The following is a 19,169-nucleotide window of genomic DNA, read 5'->3' as shown; positions in this document are numbered from 1 at the left end:
AATGGAAAAGATTGACATAAACCAAAATGTAGGAGAGCTGTTTTGCGAAGAACCTTTCGCCCTTCGCATTCGCAAAGTATGCGGGAGCCATGAGATTGTCTCTGTCCGTGACCTGTGCCTGCACACCAACCAGGATTTGATTCGATTCCGCCATTTGGGGCACAAAAGCATCGCACACATCGGGGATATACTAAGCAGACATGGCCTGCGGCCGGGTATGACCGAAAAGGAGCTGGATATCTATATGGGCATTAAATCCGAAGAGGACGAGTGCGTTACCACCATCATTCGTTATGAAGAGTCGGAAGCAGCCAAGTGGCAACAGCGCCGATACGAGGTTGCCAGAGACCTGTATGTCAAATACAGAAGCCTGTCCCCATACGAGGCAATGGAGGAAGCGGAAAAGCTGATACTTGCCCTGCAAGGAGTACCCGAAACAAATAACCGCAGCAAGCGGAAATTCCTTTTTTTTAACCGTTAAGCGAGATACTGATGAAACGACTTTCGCTCATCCTCATAGTGCTGTCGCTCGCCCTCGCGCAGCGTGTCCGCGCCCAGTATTACAGCGTGAACTACGACGCGCGTACCGTGGCGGCTATGGCTGCCGCTTTCGGCACGGAGACGGTGGCCGAGAGCTATTACCGGGAGCAGGTCGATGACATCCTGAAACATTACAACGCGGCGGAAGTGGCCACGGCAGGCATTTTCGCCTCCAAGTTTTTGGAGCATAAGGCCCTGTCCGACCTCGGTATCTGGTGCAGCAGTACGGAGAATTATTACTATCGCCGGATTTACCGCATGGTGGCGGAGAAAATCATGCCGAAAATATGGGTGGTGGCGAAGCTGATGCTACGCTCGCCGCAAACGGCCATCCACTGGGGCAGCTATCTGATGAAGATATGTGACGAGACGAAAAGCCTGTGTATGCAGTTCGAGAGCGTGGTGACGAACAGCACGCTGACGTTTTCGGATATCATGTTCCTCGAAATCAACCGGGACATCGCCCCCTTGCTGAAACTCTCGGAAACGGGAGGCATCGACTGGCGGCATCTGCTGGATGACCTTGCCCGTGTGCCAGGCAACTTCACGGGCGAAAATCTGAAAGAGGACATCGACCACCTTTACGACATGGGTGTCGGGCTTGCCACGGCGGGAATCAGCAATATCGGGGACGCCCTGTTGCAGAGCAGCTCGTTCCATGACTTGATGGGTGGAAAGGTGGATGAAATCTTCAACCTGTACGACCATTACGGCACTCTCTTCGAGCAGGCGGAGCATAATCTCGGCGGCCTGATTATCGACATGGTGGGCGGTGAGGACAATGTTGCGGGATTGTTCGACCTGAGCGAATATAACCTCACGTCATGGATGACCGATTATCTGGACGAGGTGGCCGGGAACTATTATACGCAGCGGTGGTATATTGCCCGCCGCGACCAAGGCAGCGTTTCGCTGTGCGATTACTACCCGCCGACGGATGACAACAGCATCCTGAACGGCGGCGAGTGGACGCGTTTCGAAACAAGCGATCCCGGCTTCTATCCCAACGCTTCGCAACGGGAGCAGGCACTTTCCAACTCGGAACGGTATGCCGGATGGTCAAGGAACCGGGTTCAGCAACTCAACAACCGGAATGACGGCTACACCTATACCATCAACTACTGGCAGAGTGCCTACGTCATCAGCCGGGGCGGCAAGCAGACGAAGAAGGCATACGCCTACGAGATACACGTCAAGCAGAGTTGGAACCATGAGGAGGTCATCTACGAGGATGTATTCGATTCCTACTCGATGGACCTGAACACGTTCAAGGCCGGGCTGAACGCCCGCCTCTCGGAGTTCAACGACAACGAGGAGGGCCACGTCTATTTCATCGCTTCCGACGCGAAGAACTATTACCAGGCGACGGACGCGGCGAAGTTGCAAGGTTGTGAGAGTGTGACCATCAGCGTGACCTGTTCGGACGGTGCCACGCTCGGACATGGAACGACACAGTACAAGTGCCGCAAGTGCGGCAGCTCGCTGAACGCCCACTCGAAGGAGTGCGCCATGCAGACTTCGGTCACGGAGAACGAGCTGGACCTCTCCGAGCTGGACGGTATGGTGCAGGAAGCGGCCAACCGGGTCGCCCTGCTTGAATCGCAGATAAAAGCACTGGAGGATGAGAATGTCGCGTTGCTGAAGAAAATTGCCGAAGCGAGCGTGGAGGACGCGGCAACGTACCGCCAGCAGTACAATGCGAACAAGACACAGATAGACCGCCTGAAAAGCGAGCTGGCCGAATGGCAGAAGAAACAGAAGGAGTATGCGGACGCGATACAGGAAGCGGCGGGCGACAACGACGTGCCGACGGACGACTACTACCGCATACCCGCCATCATGCAGGACTGCAGGACGGCCTACAACCTCACGTGGCAGGACGGCGGCGCATGGAGCGGCTATACCTATGTGCGCAAGGCCACCATGCCGAACATCAACGGTGTCATCACGTTCCGGGCCACGATTTCGATAGCGCGGAAACCGAAGTATTTCCTCGGTATCAAGATTCACCGTGCCATCCTGCAAATCAGCTGGGAACTGACCACGGAGTACACCGACACGTTCGTAGCCGATGTGCTGACGCTCGACCCGAGCCTTTCGGACGAAGAGAAAACAAAAATGGTGAACGACCGCATCGCGGAAATCGCCCGGGAACACCCGTCCTGCAAGATTACGACGGAGTACGCCCGTACCGCTCCGATGGAAGAGACACCGACCGGGGACGTGTACCACCTGCTGTGGTCGAGCGACCGGCTTGCCATAGCCCGTGAGGTGGATTCGCGTATCACGAAGATATATGCCGACCTCGTGTCATTGGAGAAGATGATGCACTACAAGCGCAACATCATCGACGTACTGAAGGACGTGCTTCCGGAACTGGACACGGACGAAGGACGCAGATTCACACTCGTGGAGGAGTGCCATGAACGATGGGTGGAAAACGCACGGGCTTCGAAGAGAGGGAACGGAAGCAAGGAGGTACGGCCATGAAACGCATATTATTGATAACGGTCGTGCTGTTGGCACTTCTGCCCGGTATCGCCAAAGCACAATGGACTTTTGATGTCGTTTCCGTCGAGGCATATATCAACGACCACAAGAAACAGCGCAGCCTGTTGCTGGCCCGCAGTACGCTGGAATACAGTAACAAGCTGCTGCACGGGTACAGTCGCAAGGAGGTCGGCGGTTACAAGGAGCTGAATGTGGACCTGGACCGCTACACCCGTGCCTTCGACATCATCGACGTGATGTACCAGTCCTTGCGGACGGCGCTGAACGTGAAGAATACCTACACGGCGGTGAGCGACCGTATCGGCGACTACAAGAGCCTGCTGGAGGACTTCAACGAGAAGATTTTGAAACGGGGACGCATAGAACCGTCCGACGCGCTGATACTGACCATCAACGAGAAAGCCATACGCGATATCGCCCATGACGGGGAGCAGCTCTACAAGTCGGTGAGCGACCTCGTGCTGTACGCCACAGGGGCGGCAGCCTGCTCGACCAGCGACCTGCTGACAGTACTGGAGGCTATCAACCAATCGCTGGACGAGATCGAACGGCACCTGAACCGGGCGTACATCGAAACGTGGCGGTACATACAGGTGCGTATAGGCTACTGGAAATCGAAGATATACCGCGAGCGCACCAAACGGGAGATTCTTGACGGGGCTTTCGGACGGTGGCGTGAAGCGGGACGACTGGAAGACTGACGAATAGAAACATATAAAAGAGAAAAGAAGATGAAAAAGACATTTTTACTCATGGCGATAACGGTTGTAACGGCAAGTGCGGTTCATGCGCAGGGTGTCAGTGTAACCTACAACCACGACTCGCCGAAGCAGAACCAGATTACGGTCATGGAGACCGGAGCGGGCGCACTCTCGCCCGACCTTTATTACACACTGCTGCACAACTCCTACAAGAAGTCGGCGGCGGTAAAGAACAAGCTGGCGTTCCGCACGCTGGCGGGCGTCAATCTGTACAACCAGGTGGACGAAGCCGAAGCCATCGACTCGGCATTGGTCAGCCGTGCGAAGATAGAGGCGCTGAACGTGGCTGACCGTCAGGTGGACCTCGCGTGGATTGCTGAAAGCGACAAGATAAACGGACAGATGGAGCGGTTCAAGCGCAACATTGACCGCATCCTACCCGCAGGAGGCACACCGGACGACAAGGAGCGGTGGATGGAATACTACCACGTGTACCAGAGTGCCGTCAAGGTTACCAGAGACGCTTATATGCCGAACGCACAACGGAAGAAGGAGTACCTGCGCATTTACGAGGACGTGACCCGGCAGAACGGGGTTCTTGTCGGGTATCTTGCCCGCAGGCAAAACGCCACGATGACGGGCAACCTGCTGAACGCGACCGACGAGCGTAACCTGAACAAGGGAAGCATCGTCCGCGAAGCCGTGAACCGATGGAACGAATCGCGCTTTGCGGTACGCGGCTCGCAGTTGAACGGCGGTACAGGCGGCGGAGAGGGAGATGAAACCGTAAACAAGGGAAACTAAAAGAACATAGCGTATGGCAGACGGAAACATTCTTTCGGATTTCGGTATCAACCTCATGGAGGAAGAAATCGACGACGTGATTTTTCGAACTAACGAGTTCCTGACCGATGCGACCTTTACCGGCTCGCAAGGGCCGTTCTGGTGGATATTGCAGATGTGTATGGCGCTTGCCGCGCTCTTTGCCATCATCATGGCGGCGGGCATGGCGTACAAGATGATGGTCAAGCAGGAACCGCTGGACGTGCTGAAACTCTTCCGGCCTTTGGCTGTGTCGATTATCCTCTGCTGGTGGTACCCTCCGGCAGACACGGGCATGGCAGGCAGCGGGAGCAGCTGGTGCTTTCTGGACTTCCTATCGTACATACCGAACTGCATCGGTTCGTACACCCATGACCTGTACGAGGCCGAAGCCTCGCAGATTTCGGACAAATTCGAAGAAGTACAGGAGCTTATCCACGTGCGCGACACGATGTACACGAGCCTACAGGCACGGGCCGATGTCGCCCACACGGGCACGTCCGACCCCAACTTGATAGAGGCGACGATGGAGCAGACAGGCGTGGACGAAGTGACGAACATGGAGAAGGACGCGGCGGAGCTGTGGTTCACCTCGCTGACAGCAGGCGTTGTGGTGGGGATAGACAAAATCATCATGCTGATTGCCCTCGTGGTGTTCAGAATCGGCTGGTGGGCGACGATTTATTGCCAGCAAATTCTTTTGGGAATGCTCACCGTATTCGGGCCTCTGCAATGGGCGTTCTCCCTGCTGCCCAAGTGGGAAGGCGCATGGGCAAAATGGCTCACAAGGTATCTGACGGTGCATTTCTACGGGGCGATGCTCTACTTCGTAGGCTTTTATGTGCTGCTACTGTTCGACATCGTGCTGTGCATACAGGTGGAGAACCTGACGGCGATAACAGCGAGCGAGCAGACGATGGCCGCCTACCTGCAAAACTCATTCTTCTCGGCCGGTTATCTGATGGCGGCGAGCATCGTGGCATTGAAGTGCCTGAACCTCGTGCCCGACTTGGCGGCATGGATGATTCCGGAAGGTGACACGGCCTTCTCTACCCGAAATTTCGGTGAAGGCGTGGCGCAGCAAGCCAAGATGACGGCGACGGGTGCTATGGGTGGTATCATGCGATAAGACAGGAAAATTATACAATTATAATATTTAGAGTATGAAAAAGAAAATTGAAAAATGGCTTCAGAACAAGCGGTTTACAGACTATTCCGACAGACGTATCCTGACGGAGGTGGAAATTTTCTGTGAAAGCCACTGCACCGACCCGGAATATGAAAGGTTAATCAGAGCCTTCAAGCGGGACGGACGGTACATCGTTCCGATGGTAGCCTACCTTAATTACCGGCTGCAGGTGGCCGAGTTGCAAAGAGATGTGAGAAAGCGCAAACGTGCAGTCTGGTGGGTATTTGTGCAGTCGATACTGTTGAGCAACGTCACGCAAATCTCTTTCATGGAGTTTGACTTGCTCCAGACGAAATTGATGGAAACGGTCATGCCGATGCTTCACGACGAGTATATGCAGAAGTTGAACAAGAAAAAACGGTAAGCTATGGTCATCAAGAATCTGGAAAACAAGATCAAGCTGGTGGGCATCATCTGCACCGCCTTTCTCGTGGGGTGCATCGTCATCAGCGTATCAAGCATCTGGACGGCCCGCACGATGGTGACGGACGCGCAGAAGAAGGTGTACGTACTGGACGGCAACGTGCCGATACTGGTACAGCGTACAACGATGGACGAGACGCTGGACGTGGAAGCAAAGTCCCATGTCGAGATGTTCCACCACTACTTCTTCACGCTTCCACCGGATGACAAGTACATCAAGTACACGATGGAGAAGGCGATGTATCTGGTGGACGAGACCGGACTTGCGCAGTACAACACACTCAAGGAGAAAGGATTTTATTCTAATATATTGGGAACGAGTGCCGTATTCTCCATTTATTGTGACAGTGTACGGTTTGACAAGAACAATATGGAGTTCACCTACTACGGACGGCAGCGTATCGAACGCCGCAGCAATATCCTGATGCGTGAACTGGTTACGGCAGGACAGCTCAAGCGTGTACCCCGGACGGAGAACAATCCGCACGGGCTGCTGATAGTGAATTGGCGAACCCTGCTCAACAAGGATATCGAGCAAAAGACGAAAAGCAACTATTAACCATTGGAGCAATGAATATCAAAGGATTCCGCAGGATGTTGTTCGGCGAGAAGATGCCGGACAAGAATGATCCGAAATACAAAGAACGCTACGAACGCGATGTGGATGCCGGACGCAAGTTTGCCAAGGCGACGCGCATCGACAAGACAGCCGCCAAGGTGCAGGGCTTCGCCAACGCGCATCGGACGCTGTTTCTGGTTATCATATTCGGCTTTGTCATCGGCGGGCTGGCATGGAACATTTACCGCCTGACAGTGGTATGCCGTTACCAGCCCTCCCACAGGACTGCCACGGAGATGCAGGACTCGATTCTCCGGGAACGGCACAAGGCCCTGCAAAAGCTCGAAATGAGGGAAAACAAGGCAGAAGGGATGCGATAAACGACATCCGTACTGCCGACGATATGCGCCCGAAAGAGACGCGCTATCGAATATAAGTATTCGTAAATCAATCAGTAATAAGCAATGGATATAATCAAGAGAATCAATTTCCGGCAACCAAAGTATATGCTTCCGGCCGTACTCTATGTTCCGCTGCTGGTTGCGTCTTATTTCATCTTCGACCTGTTTCATACCGAAAAGGCAGAGATTCCGAACAAGACGCTTCAGACGACCGAGTTTCTGAACCCCGGATTGCCTGACGCACAGATCAAGGGCGGTGACGGCATAGGCAGCAAGTACGAGAACATGGCCAAGTCATGGGGTAAGATACAGGACTATTCTGCCGTGGACAACATTGACAGGGACGAACCTACAGACAACAAGGAGGAGTATGAATCGCAATACACGCAAGACGACATCGCCCTGCTCGGCGAGCAGGAGCAGGAAAAGGCTCTGGTGGCGCAAGCTGCCGATGCCAAGAAGCGGGAGCAAGAAGCTCTCGCGGAACTGGAGAAGGCACTCGCCGAGGCGAGGCTGAGAGGACAACGGGAAGTTGCACCGGCAGAAGCGGACAGCACCCTGTCGGCTATCCCTCCGGACACGATGGTGCAGGCCAAGGGAACCATCGACGAGGAGAGCCGTTCGGTCAAAGTCCCGGCGGAGGACGACAAGGCCAGCGAGGTGGTGAAAAAGGTAAAGACCTCTTCCGACTACTTCAACACGCTGGCAAAAGACGCCAAGGAACCGAAACTCATCCAGGCAATCATTGACGAAGACATCAAGGCCGTGGACGGCTCGCGCGTCAGGCTGCGCCTGCTTGACGATATCGAAATCAACGAGAGCGTGGTCAAACGGGGTACGTACCTTTACGCCACGGTCAGCGGCTTTTCTTCCGGACGCGTGAAAGGGACTATAGGCAGCATATTGGTCAATGACGAGCTGGTCAAGGTCAGCCTCTCGCTCTACGATACGGACGGCATGGAGGGACTGTATGTTCCCAACAGCCAGTTCAGGGAGACGAGCAAGGATGTGGCGAGCGGCGCCATGTCGGGCAGCATGAGCATGAATACGGGAACTTACGGAAACAGCCTCGCCCAATGGGGTATGCAGGCTGTGAACAATGCTTACCAGAAAACGAGCAACGCCATCAGCAAGGCCATCAAGAAGAACAAGGTGAAGCTGAAATACGGGACTTTTGTCTATCTGGTGAACGGCAGGGAGACAAACAACAGCAGATAATATGGCACAAAGGAATATAGGAATAATAGATGTGGACAGCCATAACTTTCCAAACTTTGCGCTGATGCGTATCTCGGCCTATTACAAGAGCAAAGGCTATGACGCGGAACGGGCTGTTCCGGCGAAAAGATATGATATCGTTGCTGCAAGCAAGATATTCACCTTCACCCCCGACTATGACTATACCGGCATAAAGGCAGGTGTTATGCTAAGAGGGGGAACCGGCTACGACGTGGGAGCCAGACTGCCAAAGGAAATAGAGGAATCCACAGGTATGGATTATTCGCTATATCCGCAATACCCGTTCTCCGTCCAGTTTTTTTCAAGGGGGTGTATCAGAAGATGTCCTTTCTGTCTTGTCCGTGAGAAAGAGGGATATATCGCACCGGTTACTCCGGTCAATCTCAATCCCAACGGCAAGCACATAGAAGTCCTCGACAATAATTTCTTTGCCAATCCGGCATGGAAGGAAGCCGTGGATTATCTGCTTAACGCCAAGCAGAAAGTCAATCTGCACGGTGTCGATGTCCGGATTATGAATGAGGAACAGGCGTACTGGCTCAACAGACTTCCGCTGCACAAGAGCATACATATCGCATGGGATCTGCCGCAGATTGACCTCACGGACAAGCTGAGGGAAGTAACAAAATACATCAAGCCATACAAACTGATGTGCTATGTGCTTGTCGGCTATGATTCGACCATCGAGCAGGATATGTACCGTATCGAGCGGCTTCGCGAACTGGGAATAAAGCCGTTCGTGATGCCTTACCGTGATTTTGATAATGTCAGGGTTCCGACCCAGTATGAAAAAGACCTTGCACAATATGTCAACAAACCGATGATATTCAAGTCCTGCACTTTCCCCGATTTTTCTCCGAGGAAAGGGTTTAAGTGCGGATATTATCTGACAAACAACAGTAAAACGGTATGCTGAAGATCGACATCATATATAATAAGGATTGTCTCGAAGGGATGAAAGAGCTTCCGGACAAGTGTATAGATGCGGTGATAGCGGATATGCCATACGGTGTGCTGAACCGCAAGAACGGTTCGGCCGGATGGGACAGGCAGATACCGCTTGATGCCCTGTGGGAGCAGTACCGGCGCATTGCCAAGCCCGGCTGCCCCATCATCCTGTTCGCACAGGGTATCTTCTCGGCAAGGCTCATGCTGTCGCAGCCCCGGATGTGGCGGTATAACCTTGTCTGGCGGAAAGACCGTGTGACAGGACACCTGAACGCCAAGCGTATGCCGTTGCGGCAGCATGAGGACATCATCGTGTTCTATGACCGGCAACCGGTGTATCATCCGCAGATGACACCGTGCCTTCCGGAGCAACGGAATCACGGACGGCGCAAATCGGGCAACGATTTCACGAACCGTTGCTATGGTAACATGAAACTTGTTCCGGTGCGTGTGGCGGATGACAAATATCCGACTTCGGTCATCAGCGTAGCCAAAGAACACAAGACAGGCGCGTTCTATCACCCAACGCAAAAGCCTGTGGCGTTGATGGAATACCTGATACGCACATACACCAATGAGGGGGATGTGGTACTGGACAACTGCATAGGCTCGGGCACGACGGCCATTGCCGCCATCCGCACGGGACGGCATTACATCGGCTTCGAGGTTGATCCGGGCTATTGTGAGATTGCCGAACGGCGGATTCAGGAAGCACTGGAGCGTGAAGACGGGACGAAATGAGGAAAAAAGAAGTAAACAAATCAATAAATCAACGATATGAATATGAATCTAAAAAGGACGATAACAGGATTTTTTCTCACTGTCGGGCTGTTGTCGGGCCATGAGGTACTGGCACAGCGCACATACGAGGAGATGGAGCAACTGACGGTGAACGAGCAGGTAACGACTGTCATCACAGCTTCGGAGCCAATCCGCTTCGTGGACATTTCCACCGAGAAAGTAGCGGGCGACCAGCCCATAGACAACATCATCCGCCTGAAACCGAAGGAAGGCGGACATGAGGACGGCGAAGTGCTGGCCATCGTGACCATAGTAACGGAACGCTACCGCACGCAATATGCGTTGCTCTACACGACAAGAGTACGGGAGGCGGTAACGGATAAAGAGATAGAGTTACGGGAACGGGACGCCTACAACAATCCGGCGGTCTCGATGTCCACAGCAGAGATGATCCGCTTCGCAAGGCGTATCTGGAACTCGCCCGCAAAGATTCGCAATGTGGCAACCAAGGCACATCGCATGACGATGCGGCTGAACAACATTTACGCCGTGGGCGATTACTTCTTCATAGACTTCTCCGTGGATAACAAGACGAACATCCGTTTCGACATCGACGAGATACGGGTGAAGCTCGCGGACAAGAAACTATCCAAAGCGACCAATGCACAAGTCGTCGAACTGACGCCCACGCTGGTGCTGGAGGGCGGCAAGGTGTTCCGGCACGGCTACCGCAACGTGATTGTGGTGAAAAAAATGACCTTCCCCAACGACAAGATACTGACCGTCGAAATGACGGAGAAGCAGATTAGCGGTCGTAACATATGCCTGAACATCGACTATGAAGATGTGCTGGCGGCCGATTCGTTCAACATAACCCTGCTGGAGGAGGAATGAGCATGAAGAAAACGGTTATCCTTATTCTCGCCTGCGTGTGTTTCGCCCTGAACGCGAGCGCACAGCAAGGCAGCGGCCGCCTCTCGCTTGGCGTGGGGGCACTGTATAAGAACGGCATGGACGTGACGCTCGCCTACGAGCATGAGATGAACTACCGCCATGCGTGGGAGTTCTTCGCCAACGGTTACCTGCAATGGAAGGAATGCGGCTCGTGCGGCCATATATGCCCGGAATCTTTCTGGCAGAACTATCGCACTTATGGGTTCGGTGTGGCTTACAAGCCCAACGTCTCAAGAGGACGCAACCACTACGGCAACCTGCGTATCGGGGCTTCGGCAGGGAGTGATACGAAAAAGTTTCTGGCCGGCCTGCATTTCGGCTACGAGCACAACTATGTGCTGCGCTCAGGCTGGACGCTTTACTGGCAGGCCAAGGGAGATGTGATGATAAAAGGCGCAGACCTGTTTCGTGCAGGTATCGTGCTTGGAGTGAAACTACCGATAAAATAAGGGAAAGATGAGACAGAACATTATCAGAAAAGCGTGTCGGACCGTGCCGGCTGTCGTCATGGCGATTGCCGTTGCCGCCTGTGATGCGCATATAGAGGTGCCCGACACGGCGGTACGTCCGGGCCATGTCCTATGCACGGACGGTACGGCCTTGTCATATAGTGAGTATGAGCAATCCGGAAAACAGGCGATTGCCGTCGTTTTCCATACCGACCCTCACGGGGAAACGGAGGGTGACGGCTATGCGGTCTATCTGTGGGACATCGCACCGCAGGCATTCGCTGACAGTCTCGGCATCCAGCAAGGCACGTCGGCGGACATTACGGCGTATGACGGGAATGCGAACACCTTCGCGCTATACGATACCAGGGAAACGGCTTCGCCGATGGCCGAAGCGGTGTTCGACCTGTGGAGATACGGACAGAGTGCCTACGTGCCCTCGGTGGCACAGGCCCGGTTGCTGTACGCGGCCCGTGTGACCGTCAATCCTGTCATAGAGAGATGTGGCGGCGATCCGTTGCCGCAAGTTCCGGACAACTGCTGGTACTGGACTTCAACGGAAGTGGAGGGACAACAGACGGCAAAGGCATGGCTTTATTCAATGGGCAGCGGAGCCATGCAAGAGACGCCCAAGACACAGGCGCACCGGGTGCGCCCCATTATAACCATCAACAAATAAACTTATGACAACTATGAACGGAATCAAAGATTTCAAGGTGCCACAGTATATGGACATAGCACATCCGGACAAAGGATTTTTCGGGTATCTGCTGAGATGCAAATGCCTGCCGCCGGAGGAAGTTTTCATAAATTTCATATTCCTCGATGACGGAACCGAATGCTGCAAGAGGCTTTCTTCCGTAAAGAAGCGCAGAGAGGAAATACGGAAGGAATGGAACAGCCGCATCGACCGTTACCATGATATTTTCGTAGGCCAGCTCTACTACGTCAATGAAGAACTGTTCAACGGCTTCATCGACTTTATGACCGACGGTCCCGACGATGCCATACGGAAGTTCCTTGAGAATTTTACGGCGGAAATGCGTGCTTCCGTAATAGATAACCCTATGGGACTTGAACCTCTATATGCGGTTACCCATGTCTGCCAGCTTACCGAGGACGACCGCATACACTGGCCTCACATCCATGTCCTTTGGGGTATTAAAAAGAAGTGATTACAGCCATGGAAGAGAGCAAAGAGTTACAAGGGTTCTACAGGATATTCCGCGCGGTCGTTTACATCTCCGTGCTGATGGAATTTTTCGAGTATGCCATCGACCCGGCGGTACTCGACCATTGGGGCGGCATACTGATTGATATTCACGGGCGCATCAAGCAGTGGATGATCTACAACGACGGTAATCTGGTGTACAGCAAAGTCGCCACGGTGCTGCTTATCTGTATCACCTGTATCGGCACGCGGAGCAAAAAACATCTGGAGTTCGATGCCCGTCGGCAGGTACTATACCCGCTCGTGAGCGGCTTTGCGCTGCTTGTGCTGTCCGTGTGGTTGTTCAATCATCCTATGGAAACGCGTCTCTACACACTGCCGCTGAACATCATCTTTTATATGGTCGTTTCCCTCGTGGGGGTCATCCTCGTGCATATCGCACTGGACAACATATCGAAGTTCCTCAAGGAGGGGCTGATGAAAGACCGCTTTAATTTGGAAAACGAAAGTTTTGAACAATGCGAGGAGCTGATAGAGAACCGGTACAGTGTAAATATCCCGATGCGATACTATTACAAGGGGAAATTTAGAAAAGGATTTGTGAATATAACAAACTGTTTTCGTGGTACATGGGTGGTTGGAACACCAGGTAGCGGTAAAACATTTTCGCTTATTGAGCCGTTCATCCGGCAACATAGTGCAAAGGGCTTCGCGATGGTCGTTTATGATTACAAGTTTCCGACGCTGGCCACCAAACTGTACTACCACTACAAGAAAAACCAGAAGCTGGGCAAGATACCCGAGGGTTGCAAGTTCAACATCATCAATTTCGTGGATGTGGAGTACAGCCGCCGTGTGAACCCGATTCAGGCGAAGTACATCAACAACCTCGCAGCGGCAAGCGAAACAGCGGAAACGCTGTTGGAATCACTGCAGAAAGGGAAGAAAGAAGGCGGCGGCGGTTCGGACCAGTTCTTCCAGACCTCGGCGGTGAACTTCCTCGCCGCCTGCATCTACTTCTTCGTGAACTACGAGAAGGAACCCTACGACAAGGACGGCAATATGCTGTATGCGGAAAAACGGCAGGACTCGCAGACGAAGTTTTGGAAACCAACGGGCATCGTGCGCGACCGTGAAGGTGGCAACATCGTGGAACCTGCCTACTGGCTGGGGAAATATTCGGATATGCCGCACATCCTCTCGTTCTTGAACGAAAGCTACCAGACTATCTTTGAGGTGCTGGAGACGGACAACGAGGTGGCTCCGCTACTCGGCCCGTTCCAGACTGCTTTGAAGAATCGCGCGATGGAGCAATTGGAAGGCATGATAGGTACGCTACGCGTCTATACGTCCCGACTGGCAACCAAGGAGAGCTACTGGGTGTTCCACAAGGACGGGGACGACTTCGACCTGAAAGTGAGCGACCCGAAGAACCCGAGCTACCTGCTGATAGCCAATGACCCGGAAATGGAGTCAATCATCGGTGCGCTGAACGCATTGATATTGAACCGTCTCGTTACCCGTGTGAATACCGGTCAAGGGAAGAATATCCCGGTGAGCATCATCGTGGATGAGTTGCCGACCCTGTATTTTCACAAGATAGACCGGTTGATCGGTACGGCGCGAAGCAATAAGGTGAGCGTTACGCTTGGCTTTCAGGAGCTGCCGCAGCTGGAGGCCGATTACGGCAAGGTGGGTATGCAGAAGATTATCACGACCGTCGGTAACGTGGTGAGTGGTTCGGCGCGGGCGAAAGAGACGCTCGAATGGCTGTCAAGCGACATCTTCGGAAAGGTGGTGCAAATCAAGAAGGGTGTGACGATCGACCGGGACAAAACCTCAATCAACTTGAACGAAAACATGGACAGCCTCGTGCCGGCATCGAAGATTTCGGATATGCCGACGGGGTGGATATGCGGACAGACGGCAAGGGATTTCATGAAGACGAAAACCGGTGTGGGCGGTTCGATGAATATCCAGGAAGCGGACGAGTTCAAGACATCAAAGTTCTTCTGTAAGACGGATTTCGACATGAGGGAGATAAAGAGAGAGGAAGCGGCGTATGTGCCACTACCGAAATTCTACACCTTCAAGTCACGGGACGAGCGGGAACGCATACTTTATAAGAATTTTGTACAGGTGGGTCAGGATGTGAAGGAGATGATAAAGGACGTACAAAACAAGCGTGGGGCGAAATAACCGTCGGATTCCTGAGGGTAATAGAAATGTGAAACACCTGCAATATCATTGTGAGTATTGCAGGTGTTTCTATAACTTCAATCCATTATAAAAAGTCTTGCGGACAAAAAAATAGTTCTTGCGGACATTTGAAAAATATCTTATAATCAACAAGTTATAATCTTGCGGACAAAAAGATGGCTCTTGCGGACATTAATTGAATGAAGGAAATTCTTGTGTTTTTGCATAACGGGTATATTTGCCTGCACTCTCTTTCTGTATAATACCCACTTCTTCCATTTTTGAGATAAACGCTCGAACTTGTCTGTCTGACAATATATCTGTAAATACGTCATTAAGAATAGTACGGCTGATAAAACCATTTTTACGGAAACTGTCAGAAACCATTTTAAGGTGGTTCATATTCAGCCCCTTCAGTTTTTCAACTGCCTCATTGCGGTAATCATCAGACAAACGGTAAAAACCGTTTTCGTCTATGATAAGCCCCTCTTCAGATAATTTCCGTAGGATATGCCCTTCCAGTCCTTCGTAATCCCTCATTGCGACTTTGTACAAGGTCAGCAACTCAAAGACATTCAACTGTTCGGCAGGGTTTCTTCTGTTTTGCTCATTTCGGATGAAAATAATAAAAGCTGCATCCAGTATGGGCGCCTTGAACGTAAGGCTGACTTGATACGGGTCTGTGTCCGAATAGTCCGGCAGTGCCTTACCCTCCATAATGCAGTTGTAGAACATCTTATCTACTCCCTGTCCGGAACGTTCCACCAGTCCTGTCTTCTGCAAAATTTCGCTCATCAGTTTGCTGCGCGGAACACTGTTTACCGTCAATATGTTGCTCATATCCACTCCGGAAGGAAAACCGCCGGCATTGGTAATGGTTATGCTGTCGGGGTATTGCTTGATGACAACATCGCTCTGAATCAACATTGAACGGTGACAGCACGCATTCAGAATCGCTTCTCTGATTGCCTCTTTATTGAACGAAGGTATGTCGAATATATAAGGTCCATCATTGTAATGCAGAAGCGGATTGCTTGCAGGCTGGTTGATATAGTCCCAGACTTTATCTATCGCTACGAATAACGGTAGCTGAAACTCCTTGCGTGCAGTATATTGTATCATAGAGTGATACATTCTAAACTCAACGACAATATTATTCTGTGGCAAATACTTTCGTATGGCTTCAGACTTACCAAGCAGGATAAGTGCCGCATAATTCAGCTTTCCGTCTTTTAACAGATCCAAATCCGACAACACCTGTTCATCGGGATAGTTTCGGAAAAGCGGATTCTCCTGCTTACGGGCATATTGGTTTTTCATTTCCGCTATTGCCTCTTTATCCAAATCCTCTATGACAAGCCCTTCGCATACTTTGGCTGAAAAATCCGGTTCCTGTTCAGATAGTATTTTGAATATCTCTGCATCGGACATTTCACGTAGGCTTTCTCCTGTACGCATCAGAGGTACACCCTCGAAACGCAACAGCCGACCAACTGGACGCGATGGAACAGAAATGACAAGCACACGCTTGGCATCCTCATAAAGTTCCGTCGTTTCTATCCTTATACCCAAACGTTTGTAAATTTCATCTACAAGTTCTCCCTCTTTCCCTTGTGCAAAATCCGAACCGACAACTGCATGAGGTATGTGGTCTGCCATACCTAATACCAGACGTCCGCCTTTCTCATTGGCCAAAGCCACAATATATCCCAATACACACCGCCGCCTTTCTTTCGGATCGATATGTTTTCCTCCGGCAAACGGATAGTTTCGTTTCGCCTCCTTAAATTCTATATGGTCTTCGCTTTCGCGTAATTTCTGTAATTCTGCAATCGTCATTTCCATAAAATGTTGTCTCTGACTGAAATATTTTACAAAAGTACAAAAAAATAAGGGAGAAACGAATGATATTCGCCTAAATTACAAACGGATGTATAAGATATTCAATTATGACAGTGGTATATAACTGGATATTGCGGCTTGGATATATCCAATCGCAAACGAAAACACCGCCCTTACTATGTTGTACGGGCGGTGAGAACTGTGGACGGCGGGTTGTCAAGCGTATTGTCCACTCAACAACAAGGCGCGTTGCCGGTCGCAGAACCTGTCGTACTCGGCTTGGTCGGTACCTTTCTCGATAGCCCGGTCGATGACGTCTCCCAGCTCGTCGAAACACACCTCCCCGTTGATACATTCCACTTTCATATCTTTCTGAAGGTACACCTCGTTATAGTCGGAGCCGTTGAGTGCCACGATGATGTACCCGGTGTGCAGGCGTCCGTTCACCTTGATGCGGAGTGCCGGCAGCCCTCTGTATGTGGTGGCGGCAAATTCTTCGATACCCCATGACATGATGACGGGTGCGGGATTTAAGGAGAGCAACTGTTCTCTAATAGTCTGTGCGATTTGCATTACATACTCTTTTTCCATAACTTTTTATTCTTAGATGATTATTGATTGTGATTTCTCTTAGTCGAACCATTCGAGATTGCTCTCCTTGAGTTCGGCAATCAGTTTGTTATCTGGAAGCCTGAGATTTTCCTTGTCTGTGAAGAAGAAAATCTCATCGTAAAGCTGTTCTGCCTCTTTGCTGGCAAAGCCTTCGTTCTTGTCCTCGAAGTTGCCGGGCTGCAAAGTGTCAAGCAACTGTGTCGAACCGATAAGAAGGTCCTCGCCCTCGTTTGATTTCACGACGCGGCATACATATGTGTTGCCATCGAATTGAATTTCCTGTGTTCTCATAGCTGTATTTATCTTAATGGGATGTTACGCCCGTTTTCGTTCAGGTACTCCATGATTCGTTTCGCTTCCTCATGCGACGCCCGATTGCGGTCATCGTAGCGGCGTGTATCGTCAGCCATGACCACGATACACTCTTTGATAAGCCGATAAAGGCTCTGCTGCAGTGTAGGGTGCATATCGGGAATAGCGGCTGCAAACCGTTTTGGATTGAAACTGAAATTGTTCACCGCCATTTCCCAGTCTTTGGCGAGGCGGTATTCTCTACTTTCTCTAATGTCTTTTTCCATTGTCTTGAATTTTTGATAATTTGTTTTTAATCCCCTTTGTTCGACATCTCTTTGTCGGGACCGTTCGGGTTTTACGGATGCTTAAACGGGCTGACGAGTAAGCTCATACCGACACTTTTTCCGGAAAATTACGCTTGCCCGGCAAGGAAGAATTTTACAGGAAATGCACTTCAAAGTGTCGGGTTCAAGCACGTCAGCCCACCTTCGCATCCTAAAAGCAGTCAGGGGACGACATGGTGTGTCAAATCCAGGAAAAGTTATAATAGGCAGACGATGAGATTCAAAAAAGGAAATAAGTGACGATAGAGCGTCTGAACGGTTGCGGTATAAAGGTATGACCGCGCGTAAAAGGCGTGGTGGATAATATAAAGTCGGCAATAAAATTGTTTTACTGCCGACTTTATTATGCTACAAAAGGGAAAACCATTGGCTTTAATACGGAGAGAAGTTGTCGGAACGGAGGCTAAAAGAGGGAGAAACCGGAGTGTTATAAAGGAGGCGCACGGGTATATACGTGCTTGTCGGAATACCTTGCATTAATTTATTTAGACAGAGGGCGTTTTTATCTGCCCCCTGTCTGTTTGTATTATCCCTTTAAGGTTCATATTCAAACTGCTCGATATTGGCTTTTTGGAACACCTGGGGGTTATGCCGGTAAAGAAGCGGTAGATTGAGCGTGGCCATCGGGTATTCCACAAAACCGCTTCTGCGCCTATACCCTGAATCAGTTGCCAGACCATTTGCAATCAAAAACTCCATTGCTTCCGGATAATGGTTCACATCAATGAATGTACGGTCGGGCAAACCGAGTGCGTCCATTTCCTCCAGATTGACAGACAGCACGATATACTCCTGCTCATCTTCCACGCTTGCCAGTGTGAGCGCCAGCCAGCCATTGCCGTAGAAGCATGGCACAAGGTAGAACCGCTCACCTTTGAACCCGTACTCTTTCCGCATGAGGGAGCAGTCCGGCTCCACGGTTTCAAAGACATCCTCACCGTCGGTAAAGGTCATCATAGGGTTGCTGACATCCACATACACATCCTCTGCCTTGTAACACAAATACTCTCTGTTTTCCGAACGAACGATAACGAATTGAATTTCCATATTCTTCATGTTTAGTAGTTGAACACTTTTTTTATTTTCCCTCTCTTCGGAAGCCTTCAGGCTTCTCCCGTAGGGATCTGATTTTTACGTGCATCCAAAGATTGCCTAAAAGGAAACAACAAACAAGGAATTTGGGCGGAATTTTATCGTTGCGATATTGAGCGTTTGCGAGATATGGACGAT

General features: G+C 51.3%; 21 protein-coding genes. 16 read left to right on the top strand and 5 right to left on the bottom strand.

What is annotated here, in order from left to right; genetic code table 11:
* The first annotated feature begins 1 nt into the window (after position 1).
* From NSB03_RS06430 to NSB03_RS06355, 16 genes are all read left to right on the top strand, one after another.
* Positions 2–481, top strand: coding sequence for a DNA-directed RNA polymerase subunit alpha C-terminal domain-containing protein (locus NSB03_RS06430; protein WP_135038517.1), 480 nt, complete (start codon positions 2–4; stop codon positions 479–481).
* An 11-nt stretch (positions 482–492) separates the two neighbouring features.
* Positions 493–3,030, top strand: a complete 2,538-nt coding sequence (locus NSB03_RS06425; RefSeq protein ID WP_135038519.1) for a hypothetical protein — start codon at positions 493–495, stop codon at positions 3,028–3,030.
* Complete coding sequence (locus tag NSB03_RS06420) at positions 3,027–3,752, top strand: hypothetical protein (RefSeq protein WP_024987484.1); 726 nt, start codon at positions 3,027–3,029, stop codon at positions 3,750–3,752. The genes NSB03_RS06425 and NSB03_RS06420 overlap by 4 nt, the downstream gene beginning before the upstream one ends.
* A 30-nt stretch (positions 3,753–3,782) precedes the next feature.
* Positions 3,783–4,556 (top strand): DUF5045 domain-containing protein, encoded by a 774-nt coding sequence (locus NSB03_RS06415; protein WP_024987483.1) that lies wholly within the window; start codon positions 3,783–3,785, stop codon positions 4,554–4,556.
* Positions 4,557–4,569: 13 nt separating this feature from the next.
* Positions 4,570–5,703, top strand: coding sequence for a hypothetical protein (locus NSB03_RS06410; RefSeq protein WP_135038521.1), 1,134 nt, complete (start codon positions 4,570–4,572; stop codon positions 5,701–5,703).
* Between the two features lie 34 nt (positions 5,704–5,737).
* Positions 5,738–6,127, top strand: a complete 390-nt coding sequence (locus tag NSB03_RS06405; RefSeq protein ID WP_024987482.1) for a hypothetical protein — start codon at positions 5,738–5,740, stop codon at positions 6,125–6,127.
* Between the two features lie 3 nt (positions 6,128–6,130).
* Positions 6,131–6,745: a conjugative transposon protein TraK gene (traK, locus tag NSB03_RS06400; RefSeq protein ID WP_024987481.1), complete on the top strand. Its 615-nt coding sequence runs from the start codon at positions 6,131–6,133 to the stop codon at positions 6,743–6,745.
* Between the two features lie 11 nt (positions 6,746–6,756).
* Complete coding sequence (locus tag NSB03_RS06395) at positions 6,757–7,125, top strand: hypothetical protein (protein ID WP_024987480.1); 369 nt, start codon at positions 6,757–6,759, stop codon at positions 7,123–7,125.
* Between the two features lie 84 nt (positions 7,126–7,209).
* Positions 7,210–8,364 (top strand): conjugative transposon protein TraM, encoded by a 1,155-nt coding sequence (gene traM / locus NSB03_RS06390; RefSeq protein ID WP_024987479.1) that lies wholly within the window; start codon positions 7,210–7,212, stop codon positions 8,362–8,364.
* 1 nt (position 8,365) lies between these two features.
* Positions 8,366–9,301 (top strand): hypothetical protein, encoded by a 936-nt coding sequence (locus tag NSB03_RS06385; protein WP_024987478.1) that lies wholly within the window; start codon positions 8,366–8,368, stop codon positions 9,299–9,301.
* Complete coding sequence (locus NSB03_RS06380) at positions 9,295–10,074, top strand: DNA-methyltransferase (protein WP_024987477.1); 780 nt, start codon at positions 9,295–9,297, stop codon at positions 10,072–10,074. Before NSB03_RS06385 ends, NSB03_RS06380 begins: the two co-directional genes overlap by 7 nt.
* Positions 10,075–10,116: 42 nt before the next feature.
* Positions 10,117–10,968, top strand: coding sequence for a conjugative transposon protein TraN (gene traN / locus NSB03_RS06375; protein WP_024987476.1), 852 nt, complete (start codon positions 10,117–10,119; stop codon positions 10,966–10,968).
* The gene (locus tag NSB03_RS06370; protein WP_024987475.1) at positions 10,965–11,477 is read left to right on the top strand and encodes a hypothetical protein; all 513 of its coding nucleotides are present in this window, start codon (positions 10,965–10,967) and stop codon (positions 11,475–11,477) included. Before traN ends, NSB03_RS06370 begins: the two co-directional genes overlap by 4 nt.
* A 7-nt stretch (positions 11,478–11,484) precedes the next feature.
* Positions 11,485–12,156: an Lcl C-terminal domain-containing protein gene (locus tag NSB03_RS06365; protein WP_128824355.1), complete on the top strand. Its 672-nt coding sequence runs from the start codon at positions 11,485–11,487 to the stop codon at positions 12,154–12,156.
* 13 nt (positions 12,157–12,169) lie between these two features.
* Positions 12,170–12,652, top strand: a complete 483-nt coding sequence (locus tag NSB03_RS06360; protein ID WP_024987473.1) for a hypothetical protein — start codon at positions 12,170–12,172, stop codon at positions 12,650–12,652.
* An 8-nt stretch (positions 12,653–12,660) separates the two neighbouring features.
* Positions 12,661–14,847 carry a type IV secretory system conjugative DNA transfer family protein gene (locus tag NSB03_RS06355; protein ID WP_135038523.1) on the top strand — a complete coding sequence of 729 codons (2,187 nt, stop codon included), beginning with the start codon at positions 12,661–12,663 and terminating at the stop codon, positions 14,845–14,847.
* Positions 14,848–15,039: 192 nt separating this feature from the next.
* Here the strand turns inward: NSB03_RS06355 and NSB03_RS06350 are convergent, their stop codons facing one another.
* The 5 genes from NSB03_RS06350 to NSB03_RS06330 form a co-directional block, all read right to left on the bottom strand.
* The gene (locus NSB03_RS06350; RefSeq protein WP_024987472.1) at positions 15,040–16,692 is read right to left on the bottom strand and encodes an RNA/DNA-binding domain-containing protein; all 1,653 of its coding nucleotides are present in this window, start codon (positions 16,690–16,692) and stop codon (positions 15,040–15,042) included.
* A 213-nt stretch (positions 16,693–16,905) separates the two neighbouring features.
* A complete protein-coding gene (locus tag NSB03_RS06345) occupies positions 16,906–17,280 on the bottom strand; it encodes a hypothetical protein (RefSeq protein WP_024987471.1) in 375 nt (124 codons plus the stop codon).
* Between the two features lie 39 nt (positions 17,281–17,319).
* Positions 17,320–17,592 (bottom strand): hypothetical protein, encoded by a 273-nt coding sequence (locus NSB03_RS06340; protein ID WP_024987470.1) that lies wholly within the window; start codon positions 17,590–17,592, stop codon positions 17,320–17,322.
* An 8-nt stretch (positions 17,593–17,600) separates the two neighbouring features.
* On the bottom strand, positions 17,601–17,879 hold the full coding sequence (locus NSB03_RS06335) for a hypothetical protein (protein WP_024987469.1): 279 nt from the start codon (positions 17,877–17,879) through the stop codon (positions 17,601–17,603).
* A gap of 594 nt (positions 17,880–18,473) precedes the next feature.
* Positions 18,474–18,986 carry a DUF4313 domain-containing protein gene (locus NSB03_RS06330; RefSeq protein ID WP_024987468.1) on the bottom strand — a complete coding sequence of 171 codons (513 nt, stop codon included), beginning with the start codon at positions 18,984–18,986 and terminating at the stop codon, positions 18,474–18,476.
* Between the last annotated feature and the right edge of the window lie 183 nt (positions 18,987–19,169).

The organism is Bacteroides acidifaciens (assembly GCF_024623065.1).
Classification (GTDB): domain Bacteria; phylum Bacteroidota; class Bacteroidia; order Bacteroidales; family Bacteroidaceae; genus Bacteroides; species Bacteroides acidifaciens.
Note: the sequence above shows the minus strand (reverse complement) of the source record. Positions and strands in the feature narration are given on the sequence as shown.